This is a genomic window from Rheinheimera sp. B2H12 (assembly GCF_059620065.1).
The window spans coordinates 3,099,050-3,120,892 of record NZ_CM184363.1; the positions used below are offsets into that span (position 1 = coordinate 3,099,050).

At 50.3% G+C, this 21,843-nt stretch carries 15 protein-coding genes; 4 read left to right on the forward strand and 11 right to left on the reverse strand.

Annotation, left to right across the window (positions count from 1 at the left end; genetic code table 11):
• Window positions 1-35: 35 nt before the first annotated feature.
• Together AC53GJ_RS13300 and AC53GJ_RS13305 are read right to left on the reverse strand one after the other, a co-directional pair.
• Window positions 36-422, reverse strand: a complete 387-nt coding sequence (locus AC53GJ_RS13300; protein ID WP_496728272.1) for a hypothetical protein — start codon at window positions 420-422, stop codon at window positions 36-38.
• Window positions 423-1,068: 646 nt separating this feature from the next.
• Window positions 1,069-2,067, reverse strand: coding sequence for a LysR family transcriptional regulator (locus AC53GJ_RS13305; RefSeq protein ID WP_496728274.1), 999 nt, complete (start codon window positions 2,065-2,067; stop codon window positions 1,069-1,071).
• A 30-nt stretch (window positions 2,068-2,097) separates the two neighbouring features.
• On the opposite strand from AC53GJ_RS13305, the gene AC53GJ_RS13310 reads away from it, so the two are divergent.
• From AC53GJ_RS13310 to AC53GJ_RS13320, 3 genes are all read left to right on the forward strand, one after another.
• Window positions 2,098-3,153 carry a zinc-binding alcohol dehydrogenase family protein gene (locus tag AC53GJ_RS13310; protein WP_496728276.1) on the forward strand — a complete coding sequence of 352 codons (1,056 nt, stop codon included), beginning with the start codon at window positions 2,098-2,100 and terminating at the stop codon, window positions 3,151-3,153.
• Between the two features lie 181 nt (window positions 3,154-3,334).
• Window positions 3,335-7,183 carry a response regulator gene (locus tag AC53GJ_RS13315; protein ID WP_496728277.1) on the forward strand — a complete coding sequence of 1,283 codons (3,849 nt, stop codon included), beginning with the start codon at window positions 3,335-3,337 and terminating at the stop codon, window positions 7,181-7,183.
• Window positions 7,184-8,248 carry a response regulator gene (locus AC53GJ_RS13320; RefSeq protein ID WP_496728279.1) on the forward strand — a complete coding sequence of 355 codons (1,065 nt, stop codon included), beginning with the start codon at window positions 7,184-7,186 and terminating at the stop codon, window positions 8,246-8,248.
• Window positions 8,249-8,326: 78 nt separating this feature from the next.
• Here AC53GJ_RS13320 and AC53GJ_RS13325 read toward each other — a convergent pair whose 3' ends face one another.
• The gene (locus AC53GJ_RS13325; RefSeq protein WP_496728281.1) at window positions 8,327-10,480 is read right to left on the reverse strand and encodes a S46 family peptidase; all 2,154 of its coding nucleotides are present in this window, start codon (window positions 10,478-10,480) and stop codon (window positions 8,327-8,329) included.
• Window positions 10,481-10,731: 251 nt separating this feature from the next.
• On the opposite strand from AC53GJ_RS13325, the gene AC53GJ_RS13330 reads away from it, so the two are divergent.
• A complete protein-coding gene (locus AC53GJ_RS13330) occupies window positions 10,732-12,693 on the forward strand; it encodes a DNA topoisomerase III (RefSeq protein WP_496728283.1) in 1,962 nt (653 codons plus the stop codon).
• 143 nt (window positions 12,694-12,836) lie between these two features.
• Here the strand turns inward: AC53GJ_RS13330 and AC53GJ_RS13335 are convergent, their stop codons facing one another.
• The 8 genes from AC53GJ_RS13335 to AC53GJ_RS13370 form a co-directional block, all read right to left on the reverse strand.
• The gene (locus AC53GJ_RS13335; RefSeq protein ID WP_496728285.1) at window positions 12,837-13,700 is read right to left on the reverse strand and encodes a hypothetical protein; all 864 of its coding nucleotides are present in this window, start codon (window positions 13,698-13,700) and stop codon (window positions 12,837-12,839) included.
• A 129-nt stretch (window positions 13,701-13,829) separates the two neighbouring features.
• Entirely contained in the window at window positions 13,830-14,675 is an 846-nt protein-coding gene (locus AC53GJ_RS13340; RefSeq protein WP_496728287.1) for a hypothetical protein, read from the reverse strand.
• Window positions 14,676-14,736: 61 nt separating this feature from the next.
• Window positions 14,737-15,195, reverse strand: coding sequence for a hypothetical protein (locus AC53GJ_RS13345; protein ID WP_496728289.1), 459 nt, complete (start codon window positions 15,193-15,195; stop codon window positions 14,737-14,739).
• 24 nt (window positions 15,196-15,219) lie between these two features.
• A complete protein-coding gene (locus AC53GJ_RS13350; RefSeq protein ID WP_496728291.1) occupies window positions 15,220-16,065 on the reverse strand; it encodes a hypothetical protein in 846 nt (281 codons plus the stop codon).
• A gap of 64 nt (window positions 16,066-16,129) precedes the next feature.
• Entirely contained in the window at window positions 16,130-16,399 is a 270-nt protein-coding gene (locus tag AC53GJ_RS13355) for a hypothetical protein (RefSeq protein WP_496728293.1), read from the reverse strand.
• 213 nt (window positions 16,400-16,612) lie between these two features.
• The gene (locus AC53GJ_RS13360; protein WP_496728295.1) at window positions 16,613-17,458 is read right to left on the reverse strand and encodes a hypothetical protein; all 846 of its coding nucleotides are present in this window, start codon (window positions 17,456-17,458) and stop codon (window positions 16,613-16,615) included.
• 83 nt (window positions 17,459-17,541) lie between these two features.
• On the reverse strand, window positions 17,542-20,766 hold the full coding sequence (locus AC53GJ_RS13365; RefSeq protein WP_496728297.1) for a transglutaminase domain-containing protein: 3,225 nt from the start codon (window positions 20,764-20,766) through the stop codon (window positions 17,542-17,544).
• 327 nt (window positions 20,767-21,093) lie between these two features.
• Window positions 21,094-21,780, reverse strand: coding sequence for a 2OG-Fe(II) oxygenase (locus AC53GJ_RS13370; protein ID WP_496728299.1), 687 nt, complete (start codon window positions 21,778-21,780; stop codon window positions 21,094-21,096).
• Window positions 21,781-21,843 lie beyond the last annotated feature (63 nt).

The window sequence follows — 21,843 nt, forward strand, 5'->3', positions numbered from 1 at the left end:
GGGCCTGGTTGGTTTAGTTGTGGCTTAGATCGGTATTATTGTCCTGCATCATAGTGGGCCTGCACGCTTAATGTTTCCCAGAGACCATTCTGATAGAGCACATCGGCTGTGTAGGTTACAATGCCAGGTTTCTGCCGGAACGTTTTCGACGTACAAGTGGTGCCCTGACAAACGGTCTGGCCATTCCATATCACCTGACGAACATTGCCAGTTAAACCACCAATCGCAACATCAACATCTGCCAGCCATTTTTTGCCATCCAATTCAGCTCCCCAACATGGGCTGGCATAACCATTATTTTCAGCGGTAAACACCCTGCATTCCAGATGGGCAGCGGATGCCCATCCAGACATACACAAGGCAGATGTAGCTAACCATAGTTGTAAACGCATATAAATTCCTTTTGTGATCATGGCTGTCAATTACAGCCCCACCACCATAGGACATCCATTTGCAATAAACTTATTCATCAGAAAAATATAAATAAATTATAAAATTTCACTTATAACAGCCAAAAAAAGCTAAAAAAACACATTTAAAACATTAAGTTTACAGAATGCCTTTTATTACGATTTATCAGTGCTCTTCAGCGCCTGTTGCTTAGCCTGAACTACAGCTGGCAACTGTGGTTGCCCAGCCACAGCCTGAGGTAATAACACGGCAATATTGGCATTGGAAATGACTTTTTTTGCTGCTAATGATAAATAAACAAATAACTAACAGTGCGGGCTATCACTTAGACCTGCTCAAATTTCAGCGTTTTCGCTTGATCCTGTCAGGATAAATCAGACTGACAGGATAAGAAGGTGGTTGGTCAGCTTTCCGTTAGTACGCCAGTTCATCGGCAGCAGTGTAGGCAGCTTGCAGAAAAAACAATCCAGTTCGCAATCGTACAACTAACCATGTCATAAATCAGGCGCAGTGGTTTGTTGCACTGACGGCTGTGCTAATTGCTCAGTATTCATCCATAAAAACCATATTAATTAAAGACTTACTCATAACAGCATAAAGAGGCGACAAACTCAAGCGGTCCGCTGTTCAGAACAAAGCGCAACGCTTGCTGCATCGCTAAGGTAGCAGCAGCCGTAACCGGGCCAACTGCGCCGCAATCCTGCTGCGCAACTGATCCCTGAGCAGCAATACTGCCGGGGAAATCTGATTGCGATTGACGCACACCAGATGCAGTTGCTGTGGTGCCGGCAAAAACTCAGGCAGCAGGGGGACCACCCGGCCTGCCAACAGATCTTCCGACATATCCAGCGCCGATTTTAGCGCAATGCCCTGACCACTGACCGCCCAGCGTTTGACCACCTCGGCATCATTACTGATACGGTTGCCGCTGACACTGACGCTAAACGGCTGTTGCGGTCCCTGAAAATGCCAATTGGCAAATGCCCGTTGCTCTACCAGATACAACAAACAATTATGCTGTTGTAATTCAATCGGATGACTGGGTACGCCATGGCGGGCCAGATAAGCAGGTGCCGCACACAACACCCGAGGGATGCGGCCAAGTTCAAATGATACTAAGGAAGAGTCAGCCAGCTCGCCATAGCGGATCGCCAGATCGACCTGTTCACTTTGTAATGCCGAAATCTTATCCGACAACTCCAGCCGTACCGATAACGCCGGATATTGTTGCAATATCTCATCCAGCCACGGCAGCAGTAAATTCCGTCCCAAATCACTCGGCGCTGTTAATCTGAGCTCACCGGCAATCTGACCTGTCAGGCTTTGCACTTCATGCGCGCCCTGCTCCAGCGCCGTCAGCGCATTCTGACAATGCTGCAGAAATTTCTCGCCAGCGGCGGTCAGTTTTAACGAACGGGTACTGCGCACCAATAACGGCACTTGCAGATATAACTCCAGCCGTTTCAGCGCCGCTGAAGCTGCGGCTGGCGTTACATCAAATAAACGGGCGGCGGCACTGATATTGCCACTTTGCACAATTTGCCGAAAAAGTTTTAAGTCCTGAAGCTGCAGCATTTTCAAATAATAATTGAAAAAGAAGTTATATTTAGCCGGTTTTTCTTTACCAGTCAATCCAGCACAATAACGCCATCGCACCTGATAACCTTATTCTTCCTGGAGATTGCCATGCAACCAAGCACAGCTACAACTTTACCCGCCCTGATGCCAGCCGTCGGTTATTTTGAGAACTTAGCTGTCACGGACAGCGCAGCATTACAGGACCTGACTCTGCCACTGCCTGAGCTCAGACCCCATGATCTGCTGGTAAAAGTGGCGGCAATTTCGGTCAATCCGGTTGATTATAAAATTCGCAAAAACAGAGCACCAACCGCAGGCCAGCCGGAAATTCTGGGTTGGGATGCCAGTGGTATCGTGGTCGCAGTGGGGTCCGCCGTCAGTTTATTTCAACCCGGCGATGCCGTGTTTTATGCTGGCGCGCTGGATAGATCCGGTGCCAACAGTCAGTTTCATGCCGTGGATGAACGCTTGGTTGGCCGTAAACCAACCAATCTGACCGATGCCGAAGCTGCGGCATTACCGCTGACAGCGATCACTGCCTGGGAGCTGTTGTTCGATCGGCTGCAATTGCAGCAACCTGGCCAGCAGTTTAAACAAAAAGTGTTATTAATCAGTGGTGCCGCCGGTGGCGTAGGATCAGTGCTGATCCAACTGGCCAAATTAAAAACCGATGCGCTGGTCATCGCCACCGCATCGCGGCCAGAAAGTCAGTCCTGGGTAAAAAGCCTCGGCGCCGATGCCGTGATCAACCATCAGTTGCCACTGGCCGATGAATTGCAAAGAATTGGCGTCAGCGAAGTGAGCCATATTGCCAGCCTGGTCGATACTGCCGCTTATTATGATGACTTTATTCAGGCACTGGCGCCGCAAGGCAAACTGGCATTAATTGACGATCCGACTCAAGCGCTGGATCTGCGCCCATTAAAACTTAAAAGCCTGAGTTTGCACTGGGAGTTGATGTTTACCCGCTCTTTGTATCAGACGCCGGACCAGCAGCAACAGCATCAATTACTGAATGAAGTTGCCGCTCTGGTTGAGCTTGGCCTGCTCAAATCCACAGTGGGCCAACAACTTGGCCTTATTAATGCCAATAATGTCCGGCACGCCCATCAACTGCTGGAAAGCGGTCGCGTGATTGGCAAATTGGTACTGGCGGGCTTTTAAGCAGCACTGCAGTAAGTCCGGTATCTTGCTATCCAGAGGCGGCGCAGGCCGCCTTTTTGGCTAAATTTTCAGCATTCATCAGCTTTTCCTGTTATAAATTACCCTGATATAGGTCCGTAAGCTGTTGTTATGCGGTATATTACCTTACAAAATATAGGCTTATTTAACGCGGATTAATTCAATGAAACTGGCATATCTTGGCAAGATGTTACTGAGCATTCTCGGCCTGTTGTTGCTGCTCACTTGCCTCTTTGTGCTGGCTACTTTTTTACTGAATCGACAGTACCAACAACAAATGCAGCAGTTGCATCAACAAAGTCACACCATCAGCCAGCTCCAGCTGCATCATCTGCAACTGACTGAACATGCCCGCAGTTACCTCAGCACTGGTGACACTAAATTCCTGCATTTTTATCAACAGCTAGTGCAGCAGCAACCGAAACAATGGTCAGCAGCAACAACAGCCGCGCTACTGCCGTTACCGGCGCCAATCCGACAATTGCAGGATGCATTGCTGTTACAGGAACAACAAGCCTTGGCCTTGCTACCGCAACAGACCGAACAAGCCAAAACCCTGTTATTTGGTCCTGTTTATCAGCAACAAGTGGAGTCGCTCAGTCAACAACTGGCATTATTGGCCAGTACGGTGTCAACGCAAAAACAGCAACAACTGCATCAATTAGCCAGCCAGCTGAATATTGCCAGCTATGGCGCTGCCGTGCTGTTGCTGTTGTCGTTATTGCTGATTGGCTTGGTACTGCGGCGATTTTTCCAGGTCTGTGTGCTGACCCCACTGGCTGAACTGACACAAGCTGCGCTGCAACAAGATCAGCCGACGGCGCAACAACAACAGGCGTTACACCACTACCAGCAACGCAATAACGAAATTGGTGCCCTCAGCCGGGCGTTACTGGATTATCAGCGCAGTTTGCAACAACTGGCCGCTCAAAAAATCCGCCAGCAGCAGACCCAGGCCTGGTATCAGCAAATCATCGATTACGCGCCCGATGGCATGCTGATTGTGGATAGTGCCGGCATGATTCTGATCGCCAACCCCAAGGTGCATCAGCTACTCGAATTTGCGCCCGGCAGCCTGGTTGGCATGAATGTTGACGACATAGTGCCCGCGGATGTCAGGCCTCTGCATGCCCAGATGCGGCAAGACTTTATGCAAAACCGCCAGCATCGCAGTCTGGGTGGTGTGCATGGTGAATTCAGAGCTGTCACCAGTACAGGTCGGGAATTTCCGGTTGAACTTGGCTTAACCCGGTTACCGCCCGTCGATGAACACGGTCTTTGCGCTTGTGCCACTTTGCGTGACATCAGTCAGCGCAAGGCCAACGAAAAAACCATTCTTGACCAGTTGGAATTCCAGCGGGTATTACTCGATACCCTGCCCTATCCGGTGTTTTTTAAAGATCAGGCAGGGAAATATCTCGGTTTTAATCAGGCTTATCTGCAGGCTTTTGCCGTCAGCGCCGAGCAACTGATTGGCAAAACAGTGAACGACTTTGCTCAATTACCAGCGGCTGAAATTCCACTCTATCAACAGGCGAATCAACAGGTGCTGACGGAAGGCGGCAGCTTTAAAGCCGAAACTACCTTGTGTTATGCCGATGGGCAGTGGCATCCATCCTTGTATATGTTATCGGCTTTTTATGACAGTACCGGCCGCATCGCAGGTTCGGTTGGCACTTTAATTGATATCAGCGCGCAAAAAGCGGCCGAACAAGCCCACCAGCAAGCCCGTCAACTGGCGGAAGATGCCACCCGGCTGAAATCGGATTTTCTGGCCAATATGAGCCACGAGATCCGCACGCCGATGAATATTATTCTTGGCATGGCGCATTTGGCGCTGGAGCAACAACCGGAACGGCGGCAGCGCAATTATCTGGAAAAAATTCAGACCTCGGCGCAAAATCTGTTGGGGATTATTAACGACATTCTGGACTTTTCTAAAATCGAAGCCGGCAAAATGCATCTGGAACAGATTGATTTTTATCTGGAAGATATTTTGCAGCGGCTGGCAGATCAAGCCATGTTCCGCGCGCAGGAAAAAGGCCTGGAGCTGCTGTTTGATTTAAATCCGCAAGTGCCGACGGCGCTGATTGGCGATCCGCTGCGATTGAGTCAAATTCTGCATAATTTACTCAGCAATGCGATCAAATTTACCGAACATGGTGAAATCACCCTACGCATTCGGGTCGAACAACAGCAGGATCAACAAGTCTGGTTGCAGTTTGAAGTCAACGATACCGGCATCGGCATGAATGCAGAGCAACAACAACGTTTATTCCAGGCCTTTAGTCAGGCCGACAGCTCCACCTCGCGTAAATATGGCGGTACCGGGCTTGGGCTGAATATTTGTAAACAACTGACCGAGTTATTAGGTGGCAGTATCGGACTGGACTCTGAAGCCGGGGTCGGTAGCACCTTTTATTTCCGCTTGCCCTTTGCGCTGCAGCAACAGCAGCGGTTGTTAACGACCGACAGCACTGCGGTGCATGGCATGTCGGTGCTGGTGGTGGACGATAATCCGACTGCCCGCGATATTATTCAGGCTATGCTGCAATCGCTGAAATTCAATGCTGACACAGCTGCCAGTGGCCAGGATGCCCTGCGCCAAATTCAGGCCGCCCATAGTGCCGGGACGCCGTATCAGTTGGTGATGATGGACTGGAAAATGCCCGGCATGGATGGTATTGAAACGATCAGGCAGATCCAGCAACAAGCCGGCCAGCAAGCGCCATTTTTTGTGATGGTCACCGCCTACAACAGAGACGAATTGCTGGAAAAGGCCGCCGAATTATCCATTCAGGCGGTGCTGGTGAAACCGCTGACGCCTTCGACCTTGCTCGACAGTATTTTAACCGCCTTCGGTCAACAGGCACTGGTCTCACCGCGCCGGGTCAGTTCAGAGCAGGCTTACCGCCAGGCCATCACTGCACTGCAAGGGGCCTATCTGTTATTGGTGGAAGATAATCCGGTCAACCAGGAAATGGCAGCAGAAATTCTGCAAAATGCCGGTATTCGCGTCGATATTGCGAATAATGGCGCTGAAGCCATTGCTATGGTAAGCCGTATTCAATATGACGGCGTGCTGATGGATTGTCAGATGCCGGTGATGGATGGTTTTGAAGCCTGCCGCCGCATCCGCTTGTTACAACCCGATGCGAAGCTGCCGGTGCTGGCGATGACGGCCAATGCCATGGTGGGCGATAAAGAAAAATGTCTGGCCGCTGGCATGAACGATCATATCGCCAAACCTATCGAAGTCGAAAAACTGTTTCTGACTTTACAAAAGTGGATTAAGCCCGCCAGGCCCTATTCCGCCTTGGTCACAGCCCAGGCTGAGGTGCCGGCTATTGGCTTAATCCCAGGCCTGGCAGTAGACGCAGCCTTGCACCGGCTTGGCAATAATCAGGCGTTATATCATAAATTGTTGCTGCGGTTTTGCCAGACTCAGCAGGATCTGATGGCGCAATTGGCCTGCCTGCTGGATAACTGTCAGCAAGAGGATGCGGTGCGGCTGATCCACAGTTTTAAAGGCCTGGCGGGCAATATTGGTGCCCGTCAGCTCAGTGAATTGGCAGCAGCACTGGAAACGGCACTGCGTTTTACCGATCATGCACAAATTCAGCAGTTACAGCAAAAGTTATCCCCGCTGTTACAGCAACAAATCAATGCCATCAGGCAAGCGCTGGAGGCGGCGCAGTTACCGCATCCGCTTTCTACGCCAACCGACAGTGCCGAGTTGACTCAGACGGCAACCAGCGTCAGTGCCCCTGATTTGCCACAATTACAGCAATTGTTCCAACAATTACAGCAACTGTTGCAGGAAGCCGATGGCAGCGCCGCCGATTATTTGCTGCCACACCTACCGACGCTAGGGGTTTATCTGAATCAGGCGCAATTGGCAAGCTTACAACGACTGTTGTCGCAGTTTGATTATGATGCCGCTCTGCCCTTGGTCCGGGCGCTGCAACTGCAATTAACTGCGTTATGCCAGCAACAACTTAAGGATCAATAGATGGAACTTCACAATACTGAGCCTGTGCACACCATTTTGTTGGTGGATGATATTGCCGATAATCTGAATATTCTGAATGCCATTCTGGCGCCGTTTTATCGCACCAAAGTGGCAACCACCGGTGAAAAAGCCTTGCAGATTATGGCCGCCGGTCAGAAACCGGATTTGATCCTGCTGGATGTGATGATGCCGGGTTTATCCGGCTATGATGTCTGTAAAGTATTGAAACAAGATCCGGACACCAGTGCCATTCCGGTGATTTTTGTCACGGCGATGAGTGAAACGGCCGATGAACAATATGGCCTGGAACTGGGGGCGGTCGATTACATCACCAAGCCGGTCAATCCGGCCATTGTGCTGGCCAGAGTCAAAACTCAGCTGGCGCTTTATGATCAAAACCGGGCTTTAGAGCAAAAAGTCCGGCAACGCACCTATGAATTGCTAAAAACCCGCCAGCAAATTATTCACCGGCTCGGTCGCGCCGCCGAATACCGGGATAACGAGACCGGCAACCATATTATGCGAATGAGCTTGTACTGCCGCGCTATCGGCCAGGCCGCAGGGTTGAGTGAGCATAAAGTGGCGATGTTATTTCATGCCGCGCCCATGCATGATGTCGGCAAAATTGGCATTCCTGATCATATTTTACAAAAACCTGGCCAACTGACCACGGAAGAATGGGCCATTATGTGCCGTCACCCGGCCATTGGTGCCGATATTATTGGCGTACATCAGGATGAACTGCTGCAAGCGGCTTATACCATTGCACTGTATCACCATGAAAAGTGGGATGGCAGCGGTTATCCGGCCGGCCTGGCTGGCGAAGCGATCCCGTTATTTGCCCGCATCGCTGCTATTGCGGATGTGTTTGATGCCCTGACCATGGCCAGAGTCTATAAAAAAGCCTGGAGCGCGGACGCTGCCCGCGACTTTATCGCCGCAGAAGCTGGTAAGCATTTTGACCCGGCGCTGGTGGCGCATTTTCTGCAGATTTTTGCCCAAATATTGCAGATTAAACATAAATATGACGAAGAGCTGGGACTGGTGGAATCGGACGAGTTGTAACAAGGTCTGGTTTTAGCATACAAAAACGCCCTGCAAACCAGGGCGTTTTAATGAACTACAAACCAGCAAAAGTTGCAGTTACAGCGCCTGCATTTCTTTTAATAAATTGTCGGCTTTATCAACATACTGCATTTGCCACAGCATATAACGCAAATCAACCTGAATAGAACGGGTGTTATTGCTGTTAAAGTCCCAGTCGGAAATAATTGAATCCAGCGTCCCATCAAAGGCCAGACCGACAAATTCGCCTTTGGCATTCAGTGCTGCTGAACCTGAGTTACCGCCGGTAATATCCAGCGTCGCCAGGTAATTCACCGGTACTGACTTCAGACTATCCACGCCATAACGACCAAATACTTTGGCTTTAATGGCCTCAAGCTGGGCTTTAGGTGCATTAAATTCCCCCTCACCTGTGGCTTTGGCTGTGATGCCACGCAAAGTGGTAAAAGCAGTCCAGCTGGTGCCATCTGCGCCATGATCACGGCCTTTGACGTTACCAAAAGTGACCCGCAAAGTGCTGTTGGCATCCGGATAGACCGCCTGACCTTTGCTTTGCAGGAAGGCAATTTTGGCTCTCATATAACTGGCATACGCCTGCTGGATTTTACCGGCCAGCTCTTCTTCCTGTGCTTCACGCTTTAAATCAGCGGCAAATAAAGTGGCGGCGGCTTTCACGAATGGGTCGCTGCTGGCAGCAAAATCTGTTGTCTTGGCAGTCAGCAGTTTTTCCCGATCAGCTAAGTTAGTCAGCGTAGATGCCTGATACCAGCCAGCAATCAGCTGTTTCAGTTGGTCCTGGCTTAAACCATCGCGCAAACCCAGCGCTTTTTCAAAATCGGCATTACGCAGTTTTTTCGGCTGTGCCAGATAAATCGTCAGTTGATGTAAATCCAGTGCTTGCTCGACACTGACATCAAAACTACGTTCAAAGCGGGCGACAAAATCATAGTATCTTGGAATGTCACGTTGCTGGAAACCGGCTTTGCGTTCGGTATCCGGTTTAGTGCTTTCATGCGCCAACCGGTATAAAGCCCGGGCCGTGCCGAGCAGCCGTGGTGTAGCATTATTCAGCGCGAAATCAGCCCGGGTTACCGCATGACGCTCTGCCACTAAAGCTTCAATCAGCTGTAAATCTTTGCTGTAGGCTTTTTTATTGGCACTGTTGCTGTTGACCCAAGCCGTTAATGCCTGATGTTCCGCCGTTTTACGCGCCAGGAAATCACTTTCGCTGTAGCTGTCTAACATGCCCTGGCGGTTTTTCAGGTAGTTGTTAATACCGGCCACCCGGCTGGCATATTTTAACTCTGCATCTTTATTGCCGGCTGTGGCTTTGGCAATCACATCCAATGTTTGCTGCGAATTATCGACAAAAGCCGGGTAATTCCAGTCAAAAGTTTCAGCTACTTCGGACGGTAACCGGTGGCGGTTGGTGCGACCTGGGTAACCCAGCACCATCACAAAATCACCTTCTTTTAAACCATCTTTGGCCAGTTTCAGGTGATGATCAGGCTTATAAGGCACGTTATCTTTGCTAAACGCCGCTGATTTACCTTCCGGGCTGACATAAGCGCGGTAGAAACTGTAATCACCGGTGTGACGTGGCCACATCCAGTTGTCAGTGTCGCCACCAAATTTACCCACGCCAGCGGCTGGCGCGTGCACTAAGCGCACGTCTTTAATTTCCAACTGCTTGATCAGGTAATATTCCAGCCCACCATAAAAACTGGACACTGTACAACGATGGCCGGCATCTTGTTCACAGGCACTCACCAGTTGTTTCTGATTCTGTTCAATCGCATCTAAGCGCTTTTTGCCATTGAGTTTGGCGGTTTTGCTATCAATCACTTCAGCTGTGACGTTTTTCACATCCTTGGTGACAAAAATACGGCTGCCTGGCTCAGCTGGTACTTCTTCCGCCAGCGTTTTGGCTAAAAAGCCATTCGCCAGCAGATCGTTATCAGCCGTCGAATTATGCGCAATGCTGCCATAAGCACAGTGGTGGTTAGTGGCAACCAGACCCTGATCAGAGACAAAAGAGGCAGAACAACCGCCCAGACTGACGATGGCCGCCATTGGGAATTTGGTTAATTGGGTCAGATTATTTGGGTCCAGCTGTAAACCGGCCGCTTTTAATTCAGTAGCGATTTGTGGTAATTGTTGCGGCATCCACATGCCTTCATTGGCTGTTACCATGGAGCTGGCTAAGGCCAGCATGATCAGTGATTTTTTCATAGGACTCTGGTTCTTGTTAGTTTGAGGGTAAAAACAGCTTACTATGGAGTTAAAGTTAGCGTTTTGTAAAGTAGCGGCTGCCAAATTCGAGACCAATCTCCCTGATCAGCAGCTAAATCACCAGTTCCAGCGCGCGAAAAACCAGAACACAGCAAAAAAATAGTCAGCAATACTGCTAGGCGCACGGAAAGATTGCCTTTGTCAGCAAAATCTTCTACATTAACTGTAATTTTATACAGTTAACTTGTCGCATGATCCTTTATATTGCTGAAAAGCCCAGTGTTGGCCGCGCCGTCGCCGAAGTGCTACCAAAACCACACCAAAAAGGCGATGGCTTTATTAAAGTTGCTACCGGTGATGTTGTTACCTGGTGTATTGGTCACTTATTGGAGCAGGCTGAGCCAGAAGCTTATGATCCGGCTTATAAAAAATGGCTAAAATCACATTTGCCCATTATTCCGGTTGAGTGGAAACAGCAAGTTAAACGCGACACCAGCGCCCAACTGACGGTGATCAAAAAACTGATAAAACAAGCCGATCAGTTGGTGAATATGGGCGATCCGGATCGCGTTGGGCAAATTTTAGTGGACGAAGTCATCCATTATGCTGGTGTCAGCAAAGCCAAACGGGAAGCAACGCTGCGGTGTCTGGTGAACGATATGAACCCGGCCGCCATTGCAAAAGCACTGCGCCATCTTAGACCGAACAGCGATTTTGTTCCGCTGGCCACTTCGGCGTTAGCCCGGGCCCGGGCTGATTGGCTTTATGGTATCAATATGACCAGACTCTGTACTCTGCTGGGGCAGGAAGCAGGTTATCAGGGCGTGTTGTCGATTGGCCGTGTGCAGACCCCAGTGCTGGGTTTAGTGGTGCATCGTGATCAGGAGATTGAAAACTTTCTGTCCAAGCCATTTTATGAGGTATGGATCACCTTAGAAACCGCAGACCAGCAACGTTTTCAGGCCAAATGGCAGCCCAGTGCCGCCTGCGAACCTTATCAGGATGAAGATGGCCGGGTGCTGCTGAAAAAATTGGCCGAAACTGTGTTACAAAAGGTGCAGGGACAGAAGGGTCAGGTCAAAACAGTCAAACGTGAGCAGAAGCAACAGCCAGCGCCGTTACCTTATAGTTTGTCGGCACTGCAGATTGATGCGTCGAAACGCTTTAATCTCAACGCCCAGAAAACACTGGATATCTGCCAGCAACTTTATGAGCGGCATAAACTCATTACCTACCCCAGATCAGATTGCCGCTACTTACCGCAGGGCCATTTTGCCGAGCGCCAGGCGGTCAGCAGTGCCATTGCCAAAACGGCAACTGAGTTAGCCAATGCGGTGACCGAAGCAGATTTATCCCGCCAGAGCAAAGCCTGGAATGATAGTCAGGTCGGTGCCCACCATGCCATTATCCCAACATCCACCGCGCTGGATGCCAGCCGGTTAAGTCGAGAAGAGCTGCAAATCTATGCGCTGATTGCCAGACAGTATTTAATGCAGTTCTATCCGCCGTTTGTTTACGCTGAGCATCAAATTGATACCGAAGTGGCTGGCGGGCTTTTTATCGCCAGACAAAAAGCGCTGATTGCCAAAGGCTGGAAAACGCTGCTGACAACCCAAAGACCAGGCGATGACAATAACGAACAGGATGCCAACTTTGCGTCCAAGCCACTGCCAGATGTCAAGCAAGGCGACGCCTTGCGATGTGTCGATGGTCAGCTTGACGAAAAACAAACCAGTCCGCCAAAACACTTTACTGATGCCAGCCTGCTGGCGGCCATGACCGGCATTGCCCGTTATGTCACAGACGCGGCAGTGAAAAAAATCCTCCGTGACACCGACGGCCTTGGCACCGAAGCGACTCGCGCTGGCATTATCGAATTGCTATTTAAACGGCAATTCCTGACCAAGCAAGGCAAAGAGATTCGGGCAACGGAGATTGGCAAAAAGCTGATTAACAGCTTACCAGCACGAATCGTAGTGCCTGATATGACCGCCCATTGGGAAGCGCAATTAGAAGCAATCTGCGAAAAAAGGCTGTGCTATAACGACTTTATGCTGCCACTGGTGGCAGGATTAACCGCTTTACTGGGAGAAGTGGATAATCAGAAACAGCATTTCGCCGGGCTGCACGGCTTGGGCCAGGCCAGGTTTCAGCAACGAAAGTCCCGAGCTGCGAGCGCTGTAAAAAAGCAGCGGCAGCTGAGGACGAAATAGCGTTTAGCATAGTGTGACATCGCACAGCAGATCCCATACCAAGCCGCTGCTGCATCTGATTTGTCTGGTGCCCATGACCAGTCGTGCTGCTGCTCGCTGCCTTGTCAAAAAGTACCTTCGATAACAGCCGCCGTGACTGGGATCTATCTACAGGCAGCAGTATCGGTTATAGAATACAGCTGCTGCCAGGGTGCCAGCAGTTCGTCGGGAATATAATCGACCGACAATAAAAAACGGCACTTGGGGGATAACTCGGTGCGGTGCGGTAAATCATATGGCATCAGTTTCAGCGTGTCGCGATGTTTGGTTAACAGCGGCTTTAGCTCTAAGCCACGCCATAAGGCGGTGATGCATAACAACGTAGCGGTGTGGTAAACAAAACCTTTGACGCCGTTGTAGACAAAGCTACCGGGTTTAGCGGCTTTTTTAGCGTGATAAGCAAGAATTTCATCCATCGCAGCGGCAGCGGTGGGCGCATCGCCGGCAGCAATAGCCTGCAATGCGGCCATAGTGCCGGTAGGGTAGCGACTGGATTTTAATGCTGCGACTTTATCCATCGCTTTTTGATATAAAGCAAAATCGACGGGCTGGCCCAGCCAGAGGCTGGTTAATAACCGGTAAAAAGGCAAATAGTAGTAATAATGCTCTCGTTGATTAGGCTGCTGGCTTTTTTGTAATACGACAGCCCATTCACTTGCAGCTTTCGGATTGCCGCTGAATAGCGCATGTTTAAAGCAATTCATCAGCGAGTCGTAATACTCATAGGTATTGGCGTAGCCAAAAGCATGGCCGGCGGCCACCGATGCTTGCTGACGGGTGTCGTTTGCTTGTTCCGGCTGTTGCAATTGTTGTAACAACCAGCTGTGGTAAAACAGCTGGTTGGAGGTACTAAGCCAGCTCCAACTAAGCATTTCGGGAATAGCCGCAGTGGGATCAATGTCTAAAAAAAACAGGCTGGACTTGAGCCGGCATTGTAGTTCGTCCTGTAACGAGATGGTTGTTTGCATATTTTCCTTTGCTTGTTGTCATTGTGTTTTACACCTCAGCAACGGCTGACAGATGCCGCTGTGGTGTAAGCACTGCGCAGAGCTTACGCTGTATCCATGCTTCACTTATCGCTACAACCTAACCCCCAATTAGGTGACTAACCGTTGCTGTTGCCAGGGTGCCAGCAGTTCGTCGGGAATATAATCGACCGGTAAGATAAAACGGCACTTGGGGGAGAGTTCAGTGCGGTGCGGTAAATCCTGTGGCATCAGTTTCAGCGTGTCGCGATGTTTGGTTAACAGCGGCTTTAGCGCTAATCCGCGCCATAAGGCGGTGATACACAATAATGTTGCGGTCCGACAGACAAAGCCTACTGGGCCGTTGTAGATAAAACTACCAGGTTTGGCGGCCTTTTTTGCATGATAGATTAGGACCTCATCCAGTGCGGCGGCGGCGGACAGGGCATCACCGGCGGCAATCGCCTGCAGTGCGGACATAGTACCACTGGGGTAATAAGTGGCTTTCGTGCTGGCTATTTTGTCCAGGCCCGTGCAATAAGGGCTGAGATCAAGTGCGCCCCCCAGCCAAATGGTTGTCAGCGGCCGGAAAAATGGTAAAAAATAGAGTGTACAGTTGTATTGGTCAGGTTGCTGACTTTTTTGCAACAATGTTGCCCATTCGCTAGCTGCTTCTGCATTGCCACTAAAAAGGGAATGTTGAAAGCAATTCAGTAAAGCACGGTAGTATTCATATTCCTCAACATATCCGAAAGCGTGGCTGGCGGCCATGAAAGCCTGCCGGCGGGCTTCGCTGGCTTTTTCTGGCTGTTGTAATTGTTGCAAATACCAGCAGTGATTTAACAATATATTGGAATGGCCAAACCAAGCAAAATGGCGCATCCGGGGAATAGCAGTCGCTGGATCGTTCGCCAAAGACAATTGACTGGAATTAAGCCGGTACTGTAGCTCTGCCTCTAATGAAATTGTTGTTTGCATAACATCCTTTGCTTTTTAAAGCACAGCGGCATCAAGCCAGCCGCTGTGGTTTGACAACTAATTAAGGTTTAATCGGCAATTCAATAATTGTAACGCCATCAAGTTTTGACGAGCTATTACCACCGCCAAAATCCGGGTGTTTGCTAAATGCATCGGTGACGCCCAAACCGCGATGCTGTTCGGTTACAACCACAAACTGGCGCTTAACTTTTCCAGCCCTATAAGCATCACGTACCTCATCTTTTTGTTGTTGCGTTAAACCAGTGGTGCGGGCAAGAGCACTATCTGGACCACCGTCACGCGCATTACCAAAAATCCAATCATCCGACATCTGACGTTGGCCGTTGGTTGTTTTACTCAAAGATCCCATACCAAAATTGGAGCCGCTGCCGATAAACTTAGCTTCAAACACCACACAGTTACCCTGGGTATCTTTAAATACCGTATCCAGACCATTGCAGTTTGGATTACCGGTACCTAATACGCAGGTCAGCCCCAGTTGTTTAGTGGCATAATCCACCGTAGCGCGCTCACCTACCTGTGCTTAAGTGCCCAACCGTTGATGTTGCCAGGGGGCCAGCAGCTCATCGGGAATATAATCGACCGGTAAGATAAAACGGCACTTGGGGGAGAGTTCAGTGCGGTGCGGTAAATCATATGGCATCAGTTTTAACGTATCGCGGTGATTGGTTAATAACGGCTTTAGCTCTAAACCGCGCCATAAGGCGGTGATGCATAATAAAGTGGCGGTATGGTAGATAAAACCCTCTGGGTCGTTGTAGACAAAACTGCCAGGTTTGGCGGCTTTTTTGGCATGATAAACAAGGATTTCATCCAGAGCGGCGGCGGCGGCGGGCGCATCGCTGGCGGCAATTGCCTGCAATACGTCCATAGTGCCGGTTGGGTAGCGGCTGGATTTAATCGCGGCCACTTTATCCATCGTTTTTTGATATAAAGCAAAATCGACTGGCAGGTCTAGCCAGATACAGGTTAACAATCGGTAAAAGGGTAAGTAGTAATAAACACAGTTTTGTGGGTCAGACTGTTGGCTTTTTTGCAGCAGCACAGCCCATTCGCTTGCCGCTTGGGTATTGCCGCTAAACAAGGCATGTTTAAAACAATTCATCAGTCTGGGGTAATAGTCATAGGCGTTGGCATAACCAAATGCATGGCCAGCGGCCACCAACGCTTGCTGACGGGCTTCGATTGCTTGTTCCGGATGCTGCAACTGCTGTAACAACCAGCTGTGGTAGAACAGCAGGCTGGAGTGTCGGAGCCAGCTCCAACTGAGCATTTCGGGAATAGCGGCGGCAGGATTACTGTCTAAAAAAAACAGGCTGGACTTGAGCCGGCATTGTAGTTCCTCCTGTAACGAGATGGTTGTTTGCATATTTTCCTTTGCTCCTATAAACACAGCAGTGACCGGAGAAGGTCACTGCTGAGGCAAAACTAACTTAAGGCTTAATTGGTAACTCGATAAAAGTAACACCATCCAGCTTGGCCTGGCTATTACCACCGCCAAATTGCGGGTCTTTCGCAAATTTATCAGTCACACCCAGGCCACGGTGTTGATCGGTGACGACCACAAACTGGCGTTTGACCTTGCCGGCACTAAAGGCGGCAACCATTTCTTTTTTGACTTGGTCGCTTAGCCCAGGCGTGCGGGCCAGCGCACTGTCATTGCCGCCTAGTCCGTTACCACCAAACATCCACTGATCTGACATCTGGCGATAATCCTCTTTAGTTTTAGGCAAAGATCCCAAACCAAAATTAGCCCCTGTGCTCGAAAACTTGGCTTCCATCACCACAAAGTTACCCTGGCGATCTTTAAAGACAGTATCAAAGACATTGCTGTTTGGATTCCCGTTACATAATACGCAGGTGAGCCCGAGCTGTTTAGTGACATAATCCACCGTAGCGCGCTCACCTACCTGTGCTTAAGTGCTCAACCGTTGCTGTTGCCAGGGTGCCAGCAGCTCATCGGGAATATAATCGACCGGTAAGATAAAACGGCACTTGGGGGAGAGTTCGGTACGGTGCGGTAAATCCTGTGGCATCAGTTTCAGCGTGTCGCGATGTTTGGTTAATAACGGTTTTAGTTCCAAACCACGCCATAAGGCGGTGATGCATAACAACGTAGCGGTGTTATAAACAAACCCGCCAATGTCGTTATAAACAAAACTGCCGGGTTTAGCGGCTTTTTTAGCGTGATAAGCAAGAATTTCATCCATCGCAGCGGCAGCTGCGGGCGCATCGCCTGCAGCAATTGCCTGCATGATAGCTACGGTGCCGATTGGGTAATGGCTGGATTTTAATGCTGCTACTTTATCCATTGCTTTTTGGTAAAAAGCAAAATCGAGTGGCTGGCCCAGCCAGAGGCTGGTTAATAAGCGGTAAAAAGGCAAATAGTAGTAATAATACTCGTTTGGGTTAGGTTGCTGGCTTTTTTGCAATACGATAGCCCATTCAGTTGCTGCTTTCGCATTGCCGCTTAATAGCGCATGTTTAAAGCAATTCATCAGCGAGTCGTAATACTCATAAGTATTGGCGTAGCCAAAAGCGTTACCGGCGGCCGTCAGAGTTTGCAAGCGGGTAGCGGTAGCCGCCTCAACGTCTTGTAATTGCTCCAGCAGCCAGGCTAGCCTAAAAAGCTGATTTGAACGCCCGAACCAAGCAAAATTGCGCCTGTAATCGACTGCATTTTGCGGATCAATGTCCAACAACTGCTTAGAATTATTAAGCCGATAATTGAGTTCAGTTTCTAATAAAATAGTGGTTTGCATATTTCCCTTTGCTTTGCACTTTGTATGTAACACCACAGCGACGGCAGTTTTATTATGCTGCTGCCGCTGTGGCAAAAACTAACTTAAGGTTTAATTGGTAACTCAATAAAAGTGACACCATCCAGTTTGGCCTGGCTATTACCGCCGCCAAATTCTGGATCTTTTACAAATTTATCCGTCACACCCAGGCCACGGTGTTGATCGGTGACTACCACAAACTGCCGTTTGACCTTGCCGGCATTAAAGGCGGCAACCAGTTCTTGTTTGACTTGGGCGCTTAGCCCTGGTGTACGGGCCAGCGCACTATCTTGACCGCCGTCACGAGCGCTACCAAACATCCAAAAATCCGACATCTGGCGGAAACCGTCATTGGTTTTAGGCAAAGATCCCAAACCAAAATTAGCCCCTGTGCTCGAAAACTTGGCTTCCATCACCACAAAGTTACCCTGGCGATCTTTAAACACAGTATCAAAGCCATTGCTGTTTGGATTCCCGTTACATAATACGCAGGTGAGCCCCAGTTGTTTAGTGGCATAATCCACCGTAGCGCGCTCGCCTAACAGCGATTTGGTGGCGGTGTCCATAGGTCTTCTGGTGTCAATGCCCAGGCTGGCAGCATAACTATGGCCGTCTTTGACTGCAATATTATTAAACTGCAGATTGCCGCGTTTGGCACTGGTGCTGACGGCGTCAAAACTATTGGCCAGCCGCATTGACGTGACACTGCTGATATCAGCGTTTTTATGGAGGTTCGCCAGTGCTTTACTGCTGTCTGTCCCGAGAGATTCATACAAGCGGTGAGCATCAGCCTGACCAATATTGTCAAAATAACCCACTGATAGCTTGTGACCTTTTTTCGCCACATCAAACAAAGGCACTATGCCGGCGACTGCTAGCATCACAGAGCTGCCACTGCCGCCATTAAAGGCATAGTCCCAGCCCGTCATGGCAATGTTACGCACATCGCCGACCACCACCAGATCGGTGGCAAAGGCAGCCCCTTGGCTTAAATGGCGTTCCAGCGGTGTCTGATAGGCAGTACGATCAAACTCGCCATATAAAGCGCCGTTCAACGCAGCTTTGAGGGCATAACCAACATCCTGCAACAGGGTACGGTTGACCGCGGTCTGGTCCATTGGCGTAAAGCTTTGCCGGCCACCTGCCTGGCCGCCATTGATCAAAAAGCCAGCCGCCCCGGTTGTCGGATCCAGCACGATATAACCCAGCCCGAGCCATTTCCCCACTTTCAGTTGCTGTTTCGGCGTGATCACCACCCGCCCGGCAGCAACGGCCTGCTGTATGCTGGTTTTCAACTGCGCTGGTAAATCCAGCTTGGGCAATTGGGTATTGATATTGCTGCTGTTAATGCTGTAAATCGGCACTTCATGACTAGCAGCAAACCGCAGGTAAGAAATGGTCGATACCGACGGCCAGCCCGCTGTTTTTTCAAACACTGAGTGTTCCAGTGCAGAAGCACCATAGCCAACGGCCATCAGCGTCGCAGCCGAGTTAAACGCAGCATCATTGTTACTGCTGAACAAGCTGTAAATATTGCGCGGCGCGTCAATCCCGCGCTGACCAACAGACATCAGAAACTGGCCACTGCCATTGGGCCTGGCAGTCAGATCAATGGAAATCAGTGCTTCTGAAATCTGATGGAAAATAATGCTGTTGCTGCCGCTACCGATGTTGTCAATCACATTGTCTAACTGCCGGAAATACGACATGCCGAGAAAATGCAGGTATTCACCGGCAAAAGCTTCATGCAGCAGATTCTGCTGATATTGATCTTTCAGTTGATTCAGCGCAGTCAGCGAACGTTGCAGTTTGGTTGAACTGACGCGCTGAGTATCCAGTGCAACGGCATAGATACCGCCTGCGGTGACATTGTGATTGACCACATCCGTTCTGTTGTTGCCTTGCCAGAAAGCAACGCTCAGCGTCTGATAGGTACCAACACTGACGGCATTACCGGTGGCAACGACCACACCGGCAACACGCAACTGCGGTTTTAGATTGACCGCTTTATACTGCACATTCAGCAAGCCGCCTGCAGCATCAATTTTGCTCTGATCGGCGGGGGTTGCTGCGACATAATCGACCGTCAGCCGGCTGGCAGCAACTGCTGGCATGCTCAGCTTGTGGTTAAAGCCCGGCACTGCAACCTGCACATGCTGCCGCTCAGCATCCGTCAGACTGTCGAGCCGTTTTGGTGTGCCCTGAATGGTAAAAGGCAAGCTGACTGGCAGGCTGTTCACCGGCTGACTGACCACAGCCCGTTGCACCACCAGTTGTGCAGGGGTCAGATCAGGCCGTTGCCGGGCGTATTCCTGCATGCGTTCTTCATGCTGCTGCGCAATACTGTCAATCAGCTCCATATTAGGTTCGGCAATGCTGTCCCGCTCTGCAAACTGACCGCTGCGGTCCATCTCCTGCAACAGTTCGGCAGGGTTCAGCCCGGCATCCTGCGTCAGATTTGGCCCGCTGATCCGGCTGTGTGGTTTAAAGCTGACATCCAGCGCCTGCCAACTGCTGCTGGAGGTGTTATAAAACTCTACCCAGGTCCAGTTCAGTTCCAGCAGCACCGGGTTCTGCTGCGGGTCTCGGTACAGGGTTGGCTGGTAGCCGGCGGTTGCCAGGATATTGGCTGCGTTAATCACGTCGGCGGTACCAATCCAGCTTGCCAGTTGTGGTGCCGGGAAACGGACCCGGCCTGAGACATAACGGGCCTGCATACCAGCGGCTCTTAAGGTGGCGATCAGGCCTGAGCTGAGATCGACGTCGTTACCCGCTTGTTGCAGCAACGTTTCCTGCGCCCCTTTCAGTGAGCCTTTATAAAAAGGCTCAAAAGTGTATTGCTGTAAAAAGTGGCGATAAATTGCCAGCGGATCACGGTTTAGGCTATCAGCCAGTTGCTGGATATCGCTAGTGATGGTGGTCTCGACGCTGGTGACATTACTCAGACTGGCACGGCTGGCCAGTTGGGATTCGACAGGTTGCAGCGCACTGCTGGGTTGCAGACTGACCGGTTGTGACAGCAGTTGCTGTGTAGCCTGTTGCTGCCGATTTGAGTTCGGCAGGGTACCGGCATCGACAGCCCGTAATGGCCACAATTCGCCGGCAGCGAACCGGCGAGCTTCCACCGCCTGTTGTTTAGCGGCGACCGACGTATTGTGACGCTCAGCGCTGGTTGGATGATTTGCCGTGTCAGCTTGCGCTGCGGCGCTGTAGAGCGGAGGTAGCCACAAAGTGGCCAGAATGGGCATACAGCGCCACCAGGGGCTGCAGACTTTTCGTAACGACAACATAAACAACACTCCTTTTGTTACATGAAGGTGATAAATCGCTAAAATTGTTCCGTAATGGGAACGTGCCGATTCTAGTGTCGCTCAGATGCTGTAGATATGATGGCAATGAACAAAAATGTGATTACACAGTGATTTTTATTTAATATTTTTGTGACAAACATCGTTAGCCGGATGAACCCTACAGCGCAATCTGGCGAAGGATGAAAACACCAGACTAAACCAGGATAAGCGGCGGCTGACTGAGTGACTGGGTTAGTGACTGGGTTTGTGACTGCAGGCGAACCGCGAAGAGCTAAGGCTGCCGCAAAGGCTGAGCAGGGACGTCAGTTATTCCGTCCAGTACCAACTGGTGACGTTATAGCGCCAGAGGTCGGGGGCAGCATTTTGCAGCGGATTAACCCAATGCTCGGAGCCCGCGGAGCAAGGGTCAAATAACACACAACGGTTAAACAGCGGTGTTATCTGCAGCGGCTGAGCGGGTTTTGCGGCAAATACCAGCTCACCGCCCTGCCCCGGCTGCCAATCTTCATTTAAATACAATAACATGCATACTCCCCTGCCCGGTGAATCATCGGCATGCTGATTGATAAAATCACGCGCGCCAAGCCGGAAATAGTTGGTATTAAGCGCTGGATTGGCCAGGTTGAGGTCGGTAATAGCCACGCTAAACATTGCGCTTAATAGCGCCATAAATTCGCGACTGCGTAAAAAGGTCAAAAAATCCAATGCCACTGCCGCAGTTGCATCAGCATCCTGGCGCTGCCAGAGATCCCGTTGCACAAATCTTTGGCTTGGTGGCGTGATTTGCCACTTGGTTTCACTGACATATAACGCAGCATAACTATGTTTCTGCCCACGCCAGGCTTGTTCCTGCCGCAGCACCTGGCAAACTTGCCGCAGTTTGGCCGGATCAAACAAACCATCAATCACCAGATGGTTCGGACAGGTTTCAGTTAAGGTTTTCCGATAACCGGCAATAGCCTGTTCAGTGACAAGCGCTGCATTTAGCCACATGAGGAACGTTTACTCGAAATAGGTCCAAAAATTAACCCTTGCCAACAGCCAGCTGTTAGCAGA